Genomic DNA, 9777 nt, shown 5'->3' with positions numbered 1-9777 from the left:
TATTGGAACAACCATGGTTTAATAGTTTTATTTATCATTCAATTATGGCAAAGTTTAACGGCGCAACTGTAATTGAACTTTGGGATTTAGTACCCGAAACAATGGAATTGGCAAATGTAAATTTAATACCATTAGAAAACGCACTAACAGGACCTGGTTTAATTGTAAAAGAAGTTGGAGACACTACAGGTTATTCATATAGAGAAGAACCTTTAAAAAACTACTACATACAAATTGGCAAAAACAGTGATTTAGGTATATTTAAAGACGTTGCCCCAGATGTTCTAACTAAACGATTCACAAAAGCAGCATGGCATGAATTAGTGGAAAAAGAAGGAATCCCGCCACGTTGGGTTGTCACAGATTCTTACAGTGAAACTCGCGAAAATGAATTAGCAGATATGATGCAAAACATGGTATCTAATCATTGGGCGGTTTTAAAAGGCAATGAAAAAATTGAAATTGCGAATACTGGTGCTGCAACTCGTTACGAAATTTTCTCAAAACTAATGGAGTTTATGAACTCGGAAATTAGTAAAAGAATTCTTGGACAAGATGGTACAACAGATGCAAGTGCTACTGGTACTTTTGGAAGTTTAAAAGTAATGCAAGGCGTTACAGATGATAGACACGAAAGTGATAGAACCGAAATTAAAAATTTAATTAATAAAGAGTTAATTCCAAGGTTAATATTACTAAGCCCCGTTTATGCGCCTTTAGCAAATTACAAATTTGAGTGGGATGATTCTAAAGAAATGAATCCAACTGAAATTATAGAAATGGTTAAAAATATTTCTGCTGCAGGGTTTGAAGTGGATGCAAAGTATATAACTGAAAAAACAGGTATTCCGATTTTAGGTTTGAAACAAAACAATTCTACTGAAGAAGGGATTCAAAAAAAAAAGTCTCAAAAGCAACAACCAGTAGCATTGTTTCGGATGAAATTATAGCATTTTACGATACTAAATGCAATCATGAACACAATAACACTATTGAGGCGGTTGACCTATCAGATTATACAAATTTAATTACATCAATTGCAAAACAATTGTATGACGGAAATTTAAAACCAAGTGATTTAAATGAAGAATTACTCACTAAAACACTTAAAGATTTACGTGAAGGTTTAGCAAGTGGATATGGTGATGAATTTGGAAACTATGAAACTAATGCTGTAAGAACTCTTAAACTTAATCAACATTTATATCGTTTTTCTGGTGCAAAAACTTATCAAGAAATTGCGAAATTAAACTTCTTTTTAAAAGACAAACCTAGTTTTGAAGACTTTAAAAGAGAAGCTTTGAAAATTAACCAGGAATACAATAAACGACATCTTGAAACCGAATACAATACCGCAAAAAGAAGTGGTGTAATGTCTGAAAAATGGGTTAAATATGTTGAACAAAAAGATGTTTATCCAAATCTAAAATATAAAACAGCAAATGATAGTCGAGTTCGAGAGCAACACAGGAACCAACAAGATATAATAAAACCTATTAATGATGTTTTTTGGTTAAGTTGGTATCCTCCAAATGATTTTGGGTGTAGATGCTATGTTACTCAAACTGATGAAAAAGTTACTGAAGGAATTCCAAAAGAAAATCCATCACCAGGTTTTAATAATAATGTTGGTGTTTCAAATATGATATTTGATGAAAATGAACATCCTTATTTTGTTTTTCCTGCATCTGATACCAAAAAAATAAAAACCAGTTTTGAAGACTTAAAATTATCAAATCCCGATTATCAAATTGCATATAAAGCGAAAAAATCAATTTTAGAGGTATCTACTTGGTCTGATCTAAAAGATTTTGAAATAAACATTAAAAATGCCAAACTTGTAGTTGCGCATTTAAGTTTGGATATAAAAATGAGACCACATAGTGAAATTAAAAATTTGAAAAATCCAGAATATTCAATAAATGATAAAATAGCAGATTTAAAAATCCCCATTGGGAAAGGTTATAAAAATATTTTAAAAAAAGCAGCTGAACAAAGATGCGAATATGTAGTTGTTAGTTTAGAATTAAATAATCAAACTTTAGGCGAAGCAAGGCATTTAATGCGAAATATTTTAAAACAAAAAGGAGTTCATCCTACAATTAAAACTGTTATAATTATTTCAAAACAAGAAAAAGTATATAAATACAATAGAGAAGAAATATAAAAAGCAATCCGAAGATTGCTTTTTATAGTACAGTGGAAGTGCTTGGAAATGAATCCGCGCTCGTAATTGTACTTTGCAAATATACAAAAAAAATATTATGATTGACAAAGTTCCAAATTTTATTGAAATAGGTAAGCTACTTATTAAAGATGCTCAAACTATTGCTGAAGTTGAAATGATAAACTTTGTTTTAAATAATTTTGATAAACAAGGTTTTGTTGACGGCTCAATTACTAATTGGGAAATGAGAAAAGATGGTAGCGATAGCGGAAGAGCAATATTAATGAAAACAGCTGCTTTACGTGATGGTAATAAAATAACACAGAGTTCAACTAAAAGAATTGTTTTGTCTAACGATGCCAAATATTCTAAACTACATAATGAAGGTGGTGTAATTCATATTGTAATAACTAAAAAAATGCGTTCCTACTTTTGGGCGATGTATCAACAAACTAAATTAGGTAAATGGAAAGCAATGGCTTTAAATAAAAACCAAATCTTGACTATTAAAATACCTAAACGCCAATTTATGGGACCAAGTACAACGTTTAATAAAACTATTGAACAAAAACTACTAAAAGCTATTGTAAACCGATTTAAAACAAGTTAAAACACTATTTAAATGAAAGATTTAAAAAATCTATACTTAGAGTTAGAAAAAAGAATTAGCGACAATATAGTTGAAATAAAAACTATTGATTTATGGAGCGAGCAAGTTAGTTTTATGGCTGAAGAACATCCATTTAAATCACCTGCAGTATTTTTTGGTTTTAGAACTTTGGAGCAAAATAATATGTCTGAAAAAGTACAAAATTTAACAATGCAAGTTGATACTTATTTGTTTTATGAAACTTTTGCTGATACATCAAAAGGTAGTAAAAAACAAGAAAAGGCACTTGGTTTTTTGGATTTATTAACTAAAATTAATGCTTGTTTACATGGTAGTTCTGGTTTGTATTTTCACGAAATGAAAAGAACTGGTTTCAATCCAGTTGAAACTGGAGGTGCGGGAATTCTATACGTTCAGCGTTATCAATTTACAATGATTGATGATTCAGCACAAATTTTATACGAAAATTTGAAGTTTGATAATATGGAAATTGAAGTAATAAGAGAAGAAATTCCAGCAAAGGAAATTATAGTAGGGGTTTATTCGCCTATAACTACTGATTAGAATAAAGATAAAATTCAATAGTTTTTGGACGTAAAAAAAACTTATCTGCACAAGCTGCAGTGCAATATGCAATGGTATATTTTTTTACACCGTACTCAGTAACTGAATTGAGTTTTTCGAAATAATTTCTTATTTCTAGTTTTTTCTTTTCTTTTAAGTCAACGTCTCTACTCATGTTACAAAACTAACAAAGTAGTTTTTATTTTACAATAGCAATTTTAAAGCATAAAAAAAACACGCTAGTTAGCGTGTTTTTTTATTATTTACTTTCTATTCGTAAAGCATTGGAGTTACTTCAACATGATAACTTTCCGCTCCAACAACATCCATTGCTAAACAATCAACTACTTTTGTTGCACCAGCTGCTAAATTTAATATTGTACCTAATCCAGTACCAACAATATTTCCAGCTTTGTCTTCATAAATAACTTTTAATTGACCAGATGTTAGTAATTTATCGGTATTGTTTTTTACTTCTACATGAACTGTACTCATTCTGTCATTTACAGTTTCAGAAAACTTAACAACTTCAATATCTTCTTTTGAAGTTTCTGTAACTTCTTTTTTATCCGTTGCTTTTTTGTCGCTATCTGGTAAAAACAAACCTAATAATACTAAGGCAACAAAGCCAATTACAACCCATTTTAATACTTTCATAATTTTCTTTTTTTTAGTGATTTTTTTCAAATATAATTAATTTTCTAATTCAAGCAATTCAATAATCGCTTTTTCTATGTAAGGTCTTGTAGGGTGAAATTCTTTGAATCTTTCTAATCCTACATTTTTAGCAATTTGAAATTCTTGTTTTACTTTATCCATCATTGCCTTTTTTTGATAAATTTGTTTAGTAACCTTATCAAGTTCCTTGAAAGCTTTTGTAGCTTCTATATTCTGAGTTGTTATCATTTATATTCTTTTTTATGAATTAATCCACAATTTTTGCAATATAAATTGCCGTTCTTTTCCGCAACTGGCATATCTATTTCGCATTGGAAACAATAAAGACTAAAATGTTGATCAGTTGGTTTGTCTTTTTTTACTTCGATGCAAACTCTGATAAAGTAACCGATTGCCATTGCTACTATAATTATTATAATTATCTCTATTCTCATTGATGTAACTTGTTAAATATTCGACGTACGAAATATGATCGGGCAAATGATGCTACAAAAAACATTAAAGTGATTTGTATGTTTGTGGTGTGGCTTATTTTAATGCCAAATTTGGGAAACATATACAGCTGTATTAGGTAACTTACAACTAAACCAACTATCGTGTTGGTAACGCTTTCTAAAATACTAAGTTTTTTACTTTGTTTTTTCATACTATATAATTTTTACGATTTATTGTATATAATTTTCTCGAATTATTGTTTTTTTAAGTAAATTCTAAATGTTCGGATTCTTTTATAATTGTTGTTGTGAATGGAAATTTATCTTTAGGAACTTTATTAATCATTTGCATTAAGATTGTTGAACCTGAAAACATAACATATTTTGTACCCTGTTTTTCTAATTGTAGTGTAAGCACTTTAGTTCCTGTTTTTACTTTTGAATCATCTATTTTAAAAGCAAGTATAGATATTTCAGCATTTAACAATTTATCTACTTTGATTTTGTCTCCTGTAAATGTTGAGAGTTCTGGCTTTATTCCTAGTTCGCTAAATTTGTTCATTTGGTAATAATTTTTTGAGTAAGTGTTTTGCGTTACAATGTTTTGTCCAACCATTATAAGCGGCTATAGTTTGTTTATTTTTCTTTTTTGATATTGCCTTTGCAAATCTTTTTTTGATTGATTTTCGAAGTAGTGTATGCGTGTGGTAAAAGACATATCCAACAAAATCAATTCCACGAGCTTCAACTGGAAATATCTGATAGTTCTTTTTAATTTGAAGCTTTAAATTATCGTTTAAATAGTGTTTAATATCTGATAAAATTTGGTGTAAATGTTCTTTTGAGTTTGAAAGTATTACTATGTCATCAGCATATCTGAAGTAATATTTTATTTGCTTTTCTTCTTTTATCCAGTGGTCGAAACTGGTTAAATAAAAGTTTGCAAAATATTGGCTTAAATAGTTACCAATTGGTAATCCGTCAGCACTTTCAATAATTTCATCTAATAACCAAAGTAAATCCTGGTCCTTGAATTTTTTTCGAAGTTGTTGCTTTAAAATCTCGTGATTTACATTTGGATAAAACTTTACGATGTCTAACTTTAAACAATACTTTGTATTTGATTTGTCTTTTAGTGCTTTTTTTAAGTTATTGGCTGCGTTATGGATGCCTTTTCCTTTAATTGAGCTATAGGTATCATTTGTAAACCATTTTGTAAATAAAGGCTCTAGTTTATTCATAATTGCATGATGCAATATTCTATCTGGAAAGTATGGAAGTCTAAATACTAATCTTTCTTTTGGTTCGAAAACAGTAAAAGTTGTGTATTGCGAAGTTTTAAAAGTTTTACTTTTCAATTCATTATGAAGTTGATCAATAAGTTCAGTTTTGTTTTTATCGAAAACCCTAACTCCATATTGAAACGCTTTTCCTTTTCTTGCTTTTAGTTCTGAAGCTAAAAGATTTTCTTTTGATACTATTGTCTTGAATATATTTCCAATTCTTTTCATTGCCTTTGCTTTAATGGTTCGCTTTCAATTATTTACTAAAGAATCTTTTAAAATTGTTGTTTTTTGCTATGTGAGCAAGGTCTGTGATGTTTTATATTTTAGCTCAGGTGCGAGCTGACATTCGAATTCGTATTCCAGTTATCGTAGTCGTTGTACGAAAAACCGCCACCCGAAGGAGAACTACAGCACTACACCACACAACCTTTATTTTTTATCCTTTTACAAAGTATGTTTTATACAACTCTTCAAAATTTTTACCTGCATAAATTGCCTTTTCTCTATTTTCGAAGCAAAGGCGCGAGCCGACATTCGAACGCGTACACCAGCTAACGTAGACGTGGTACGAAAAACCGCCACCCGAAGGAGAACCCATTTCGAACCAAGGATAATACTTCCAACTTCCATCAGTCCATTTTGGAGTCCAATCCCCATTTATAGCTTTTGCAATAATGATAAGTTTTGCGTGAGCTTTCATTGGTTCTTGCTCTTCTACAGGGAATAATGAAAAGTCTGGAATTACTTTTGTTGCATCTAGGCTTAAAACCTTACAAGCGTCTTCAAATGTTTTAATTTCTGTGTACATAGTTTATTTGTTAAGTGTTAAAAAATCTTCGTAAATATCTGTGAATTGTTTACCTGCATAAATTGCTAAATCTCTTGATTTATAGCAAAGGCGCGAGCCGACAGTCGAACGCGTATCCCAGCAATCGTAGTCGTGGTACGAAAAACCGCCACCCGAAGGAGAACCCATATTGAAATAAGGATGATATTTAGTTTCATTTGAGTTGGTCCAGTCTGGAGTCCAACCTTCATTTAATGCTTTAGCAATTAGCTTAATTTTTTTATAAGCAATTTCATCAGTCGTTAATCCTTCACACTCATCATCAAAATGAGTTTGATCTGTGTTGTTTTCAAGTAAAACATCTTCAAATGTTTTAATTCTTTCAGTTACTACTTTTGGAGTTGGTTTAAAAGAAACTTCTCCTGTTGTTTCGTCGAATTTGTCAATTACAAATCCCGTTGGAATGTTGATTTTTAATGTTTGCATTTTTAATGTTTGTTTAATTAATATTCGTCGTTATATCGTTGTTTGTTTAGCCACGTTGCAAGTAACGCCTGTGCTACTCCAGAGAGCGTTATTTTCTTTTTGTATTTTGGAACCTGGATAAAGCATTTGATTTTATCCGCTTCACTCAATTTGTTAAAGAACTTTTCTGCATCTTTTCGAGATTCTTTATAGCCGTATAATTGCCAAAGTGCATCAAATGATAAATTAGCAGGCGACTTTTCTATTTCAAATACTTTTGTGTACTTTTTGTCTTTGCTCCAAATGGTAATCATTATGCTTTCATTAGCTGGGAAATTTGGGCTAAACAGCCATTTCATTTGTTCGGTGTTAAGTTCGCCTTCAGATATTTCAAATAGCTTTAAATTGCCGTTTAAATCATATTTAAACAAGAACACTAAACCTATTTCCTTTCCCTTTGCTCGGTAAGTTGTAAGTTGTTCCATTAAGTTAATTTTTGGTTTAATTCTGCCATAATTATAGTTATTACTGTACGCTCATAGTCTTCATGGGAAAAAGAAAGTATTATTTCTAAAAACTTTTCTAAAAAATGAGCTTCATAATATTCAAATGATAGTTTAAATTTCTTTTTTTGACTAAATAGTGATGATTTTACACTTTCATCAATATGCTTTTTTTTAATCTTTATCATTACTTTATCCAAAACACTTCTTGCTACTTTCGTATCTCGATGTTGTATTGGTGGCTCTGTCATTACAGAAAAAGCTAATACTAAAACTTCTAATTGGGAGAATGTTATTTTAAGGTCTATTTTCATTGCTCTATGTAGTTTTCATCTATAAATAAATCGCACTTTATTAACCATTTCATAACTGCTATTTCAGCAGTACTACTCATAGTAGATAAATGATCTGAAATAAAACATCTTCCAAGAATATCATAAGATATAGTGTAAGATTGACGGTGTATTTCTTTTTTTAGTTTCCTTTTTTCAAATTCACTTATTACAAAGTTTTCATCTGCGTTAATTCCTTTTAGTTTGTTGTTTATTTCTTTAATTTCTGGCTTTAATTTTTTCATTTATTAGTTTTGATTAAATTTTGATTTTTAACTTCACAATCGCAAGCTTCACAGGTGCCGTTACATTTTACTTTCATTTTATCTAAATTTAATGGCTACATAAATATTTAAAATCAAAATGATTAATCCCATTAACACGAAAACTCCAAGTAAGAACTTTTCAAATTTTTCAAGCCATTTCATAAACATTCTGTTTTTGGTTCTGAAAGAGGTTCGTCACAATCGGCACAAACTTTAATTGTTGTTTCACATGTTCCAGATGCTTCTAAAACTCTGGTTAATTTATTTAGGTGGTTGCATTCTTTCATTTTACTTAAATAAATGTTTTACTACTTTTTCGAAAGCAAAAATTACTTTGCTTGTTTGCTTTGGATTCATTTCTGTTAAAGGCATTTGAATCGGACTCTTATTTTGCAACCAAATTCCAAATGTTTCCATATTAGCAACCTCCTTTCCAGATAGTAATGTTTTTGTCCACCCCATTGTATGGCACAAAGACATTATGTATCTGTGCTGGCTGTTTTTTATATCAAAGGCAGCAAAATTGAGTTTACTTTCTTCTGGTGTCTCACTTAAATAATTATCTACTGCACTACCTGTACCGTTGTATTTAATTGGTGCTTTTGGTGTTGTTGTCATTTTGATGTTGTTTTAAATTTTGTTCCCGAGACAGGATTCGAACCTGCACGATGTCATTTTGTTTTTCCTAAAACAATCCACGAACTTTGGTTGCCAGGCGCTACCATGACTAACCGACATCTAGTGGTCAAGCGTCTACCATTTCGCCACTCGGGACCAACTAACCTACTTAACTATTTTTATACAGTAAATCTGAATTCTACTTTTTTAGAAGGCACGTCGCGAACTTGAATAAACTTATACCCACTTACATAGCTGCTGCCTTTTTGTCGAATTTGTGCGTTTATTATGATGTCCATTCCTTCGTCAAATTCTGGTGAATTGTAAGTCCCACGCATAGCGTTAAGTTGAATTATTTTAGATGGATTTAGCATTTTAGTTTTCATACTTGGTTTAAGCAGAAGTTTAACTGTTTCACTCATTTTCTTCATATCTTCATTATCTTCATTGCCTGAAATTGCAGTTAAATAATCCATTATTTTTTGAACTCCAACCGCTTCCGTACCATCAAAAGTGATGTTTACGTTTTGACCAATTGTAATGCTTGAAGTACCTTCTTGGTTTGTAATGGTGTGGCTATCTTGGTCTAATCTGTCTAATCCATATACTTGCCCTTTCAATGATAAAATGTCGCTGAAATTGGCAAACAAATCATTAACTAATGTTTCCATTTCGCCTTGACGATTTACAAGCGTGTCGATATTTTGCTCTAAAAAATTATTTTGTAATTCCTTTAGAGTGGCTATGTCGCCTTTCTTTTTTTCTTTTTCTTGTTTTTCCTGTTCTACCATCTGTTTTTTTAACGATTTTAGTTCGGCAGCGGAAAGTTTTGTAATGTCGAATGTGCTCATTTTTTTATAAATTAAAAGTTATTATTTGTGGTTTCCAGTTGCTTTGGTTTATTGATGTAATTATTTTATGTATTTTGTTTTCAATGATTTCTGATACACTAAAAATTCTAACTTCTGAATGCTCTATTTTTTTAAATAAATAATTGATGTAATCAAATTTTGAAGCTCGCTCCTGGTTAATTTGCATTCGCTCCAAAGGGCTGAAATAATTTGTTT

General features: G+C 30.6%; 19 protein-coding genes and 1 tRNA gene. 4 read left to right on the top strand and 16 right to left on the bottom strand.

The genetic code is table 11. The annotated features are described in order from the left end of the window. The 4 genes from UEQ13_RS00485 to UEQ13_RS00470 form a co-directional block, all read left to right on the top strand. Window positions 1-950: phage portal protein family protein (locus UEQ13_RS00485; protein ID WP_329804397.1), on the top strand; the 950-nt coding region annotated here is incomplete at its 5' end. Window positions 951-1048: 98 nt separating this feature from the next. Continuing rightward, complete coding sequence (locus UEQ13_RS00480) at window positions 1049-2167, top strand: phage minor head protein (RefSeq protein WP_329804396.1); 1119 nt, start codon at window positions 1049-1051, stop codon at window positions 2165-2167. Window positions 2168-2264: 97 nt separating this feature from the next. Beyond that, entirely contained in the window at window positions 2265-2777 is a 513-nt protein-coding gene (locus tag UEQ13_RS00475) for a hypothetical protein (protein WP_329804395.1), read from the top strand. Window positions 2778-2789: 12 nt separating this feature from the next. Beyond that, complete coding sequence (locus tag UEQ13_RS00470; RefSeq protein ID WP_329804394.1) at window positions 2790-3341, top strand: hypothetical protein; 552 nt, start codon at window positions 2790-2792, stop codon at window positions 3339-3341. On the opposite strand, the gene UEQ13_RS00465 is transcribed toward UEQ13_RS00470, so the two are convergent. From UEQ13_RS00465 to UEQ13_RS00395, 16 genes are all read right to left on the bottom strand, one after another. Next, window positions 3331-3516 (bottom strand): hypothetical protein, encoded by a 186-nt coding sequence (locus tag UEQ13_RS00465; RefSeq protein WP_329804393.1) that lies wholly within the window; start codon window positions 3514-3516, stop codon window positions 3331-3333. The genes UEQ13_RS00470 and UEQ13_RS00465 overlap by 11 nt on opposite strands. A 95-nt stretch (window positions 3517-3611) precedes the next feature. Next, window positions 3612-3998, bottom strand: a complete 387-nt coding sequence (locus UEQ13_RS00460) for an FxLYD domain-containing protein (protein WP_329804392.1) — start codon at window positions 3996-3998, stop codon at window positions 3612-3614. Window positions 3999-4034: 36 nt separating this feature from the next. Further along, window positions 4035-4247 (bottom strand): hypothetical protein, encoded by a 213-nt coding sequence (locus UEQ13_RS00455; RefSeq protein ID WP_329804391.1) that lies wholly within the window; start codon window positions 4245-4247, stop codon window positions 4035-4037. Window positions 4248-4449: 202 nt separating this feature from the next. Then, on the bottom strand, window positions 4450-4665 hold the full coding sequence (locus tag UEQ13_RS15530) for a DUF7220 family protein (protein WP_456237516.1): 216 nt from the start codon (window positions 4663-4665) through the stop codon (window positions 4450-4452). A gap of 53 nt (window positions 4666-4718) precedes the next feature. Next, window positions 4719-5015 carry a hypothetical protein gene (locus UEQ13_RS00450; protein ID WP_329804390.1) on the bottom strand — a complete coding sequence of 99 codons (297 nt, stop codon included), beginning with the start codon at window positions 5013-5015 and terminating at the stop codon, window positions 4719-4721. After that, window positions 5002-5964, bottom strand: a complete 963-nt coding sequence (locus tag UEQ13_RS00445) for an RNA-directed DNA polymerase (protein WP_329804389.1) — start codon at window positions 5962-5964, stop codon at window positions 5002-5004. The genes UEQ13_RS00450 and UEQ13_RS00445 overlap by 14 nt, the downstream gene beginning before the upstream one ends. 211 nt (window positions 5965-6175) lie before the next feature. Next, entirely contained in the window at window positions 6176-6547 is a 372-nt protein-coding gene (locus tag UEQ13_RS00440; RefSeq protein ID WP_329804388.1) for a hypothetical protein, read from the bottom strand. 3 nt (window positions 6548-6550) lie between these two features. Next, window positions 6551-7012 carry a hypothetical protein gene (locus UEQ13_RS00435; RefSeq protein ID WP_329804387.1) on the bottom strand — a complete coding sequence of 154 codons (462 nt, stop codon included), beginning with the start codon at window positions 7010-7012 and terminating at the stop codon, window positions 6551-6553. Window positions 7013-7029: 17 nt separating this feature from the next. After that, window positions 7030-7476 carry a hypothetical protein gene (locus tag UEQ13_RS00430; RefSeq protein ID WP_329804386.1) on the bottom strand — a complete coding sequence of 149 codons (447 nt, stop codon included), beginning with the start codon at window positions 7474-7476 and terminating at the stop codon, window positions 7030-7032. After that, window positions 7476-7808 (bottom strand): hypothetical protein, encoded by a 333-nt coding sequence (locus UEQ13_RS00425; RefSeq protein ID WP_329804385.1) that lies wholly within the window; start codon window positions 7806-7808, stop codon window positions 7476-7478. The genes UEQ13_RS00430 and UEQ13_RS00425 overlap by 1 nt, the downstream gene beginning before the upstream one ends. Then, window positions 7805-8071: a hypothetical protein gene (locus UEQ13_RS00420; RefSeq protein WP_329804384.1), complete on the bottom strand. Its 267-nt coding sequence runs from the start codon at window positions 8069-8071 to the stop codon at window positions 7805-7807. The genes UEQ13_RS00425 and UEQ13_RS00420 overlap by 4 nt, the downstream gene beginning before the upstream one ends. 179 nt (window positions 8072-8250) lie before the next feature. After that, window positions 8251-8379 (bottom strand): hypothetical protein, encoded by a 129-nt coding sequence (locus UEQ13_RS00415; protein WP_329804383.1) that lies wholly within the window; start codon window positions 8377-8379, stop codon window positions 8251-8253. 1 nt (window position 8380) lies between these two features. Beyond that, window positions 8381-8710 (bottom strand): hypothetical protein, encoded by a 330-nt coding sequence (locus tag UEQ13_RS00410; RefSeq protein WP_329804382.1) that lies wholly within the window; start codon window positions 8708-8710, stop codon window positions 8381-8383. A gap of 22 nt (window positions 8711-8732) precedes the next feature. Further along, window positions 8733-8866 (bottom strand) — tRNA-OTHER (locus UEQ13_RS00405). Between the two features lie 23 nt (window positions 8867-8889). Continuing rightward, window positions 8890-9561, bottom strand: a complete 672-nt coding sequence (locus tag UEQ13_RS00400; protein WP_329804381.1) for a hypothetical protein — start codon at window positions 9559-9561, stop codon at window positions 8890-8892. Between the two features lie 4 nt (window positions 9562-9565). After that, window positions 9566-9777 (bottom strand): hypothetical protein (locus tag UEQ13_RS00395; RefSeq protein ID WP_329804380.1); only part of this gene is annotated, 212 nt, incomplete at its 5' end.

The organism is Flavobacterium facile, from assembly GCF_036321945.1.
GTDB classification, from domain to species: Bacteria; Bacteroidota; Bacteroidia; order Flavobacteriales; family Flavobacteriaceae; genus Flavobacterium; species Flavobacterium facile.
The sequence above is the reverse complement of the archived record's forward strand: the minus strand, read 5'-3'. Positions and strand labels throughout refer to the sequence as shown.

Bases quoted from the DNA above. Each gene is read 5' to 3' on its own strand.
- UEQ13_RS00475 (WP_329804395.1), top strand. From the start codon at position 2,265: ATGATTGACAAAGTTCCAAATTTTATTGAAATAGGTAAGCTACTTATT.
- UEQ13_RS00470 (WP_329804394.1), top strand. From the start codon at position 2,790: ATGAAAGATTTAAAAAATCTATACTTAGAGTTAGAAAAAAGAATTAGC.
- UEQ13_RS00465 (WP_329804393.1), bottom strand. From the start codon at position 3,516: ATGAGTAGAGACGTTGACTTAAAAGAAAAGAAAAAACTAGAAATAAGA.
- UEQ13_RS00460 (WP_329804392.1), bottom strand. From the start codon at position 3,998: ATGAAAGTATTAAAATGGGTTGTAATTGGCTTTGTTGCCTTAGTATTA.
- UEQ13_RS00455 (WP_329804391.1), bottom strand. From the start codon at position 4,247: ATGATAACAACTCAGAATATAGAAGCTACAAAAGCTTTCAAGGAACTT.
- UEQ13_RS15530 (WP_456237516.1), bottom strand. From the start codon at position 4,665: ATGAAAAAACAAAGTAAAAAACTTAGTATTTTAGAAAGCGTTACCAAC.
- UEQ13_RS00450 (WP_329804390.1), bottom strand. From the start codon at position 5,015: ATGAACAAATTTAGCGAACTAGGAATAAAGCCAGAACTCTCAACATTT.
- UEQ13_RS00445 (WP_329804389.1), bottom strand. From the start codon at position 5,964: ATGAAAAGAATTGGAAATATATTCAAGACAATAGTATCAAAAGAAAAT.
- UEQ13_RS00440 (WP_329804388.1), bottom strand. From the start codon at position 6,547: ATGTACACAGAAATTAAAACATTTGAAGACGCTTGTAAGGTTTTAAGC.
- UEQ13_RS00435 (WP_329804387.1), bottom strand. From the start codon at position 7,012: ATGCAAACATTAAAAATCAACATTCCAACGGGATTTGTAATTGACAAA.
- UEQ13_RS00430 (WP_329804386.1), bottom strand. From the start codon at position 7,476: ATGGAACAACTTACAACTTACCGAGCAAAGGGAAAGGAAATAGGTTTA.
- UEQ13_RS00425 (WP_329804385.1), bottom strand. From the start codon at position 7,808: ATGAAAATAGACCTTAAAATAACATTCTCCCAATTAGAAGTTTTAGTA.
- UEQ13_RS00420 (WP_329804384.1), bottom strand. From the start codon at position 8,071: ATGAAAAAATTAAAGCCAGAAATTAAAGAAATAAACAACAAACTAAAA.
- UEQ13_RS00415 (WP_329804383.1), bottom strand. From the start codon at position 8,379: ATGAAAGAATGCAACCACCTAAATAAATTAACCAGAGTTTTAGAAGCA.
- UEQ13_RS00410 (WP_329804382.1), bottom strand. From the start codon at position 8,710: ATGACAACAACACCAAAAGCACCAATTAAATACAACGGTACAGGTAGT.
- UEQ13_RS00400 (WP_329804381.1), bottom strand. From the start codon at position 9,561: ATGAGCACATTCGACATTACAAAACTTTCCGCTGCCGAACTAAAATCG.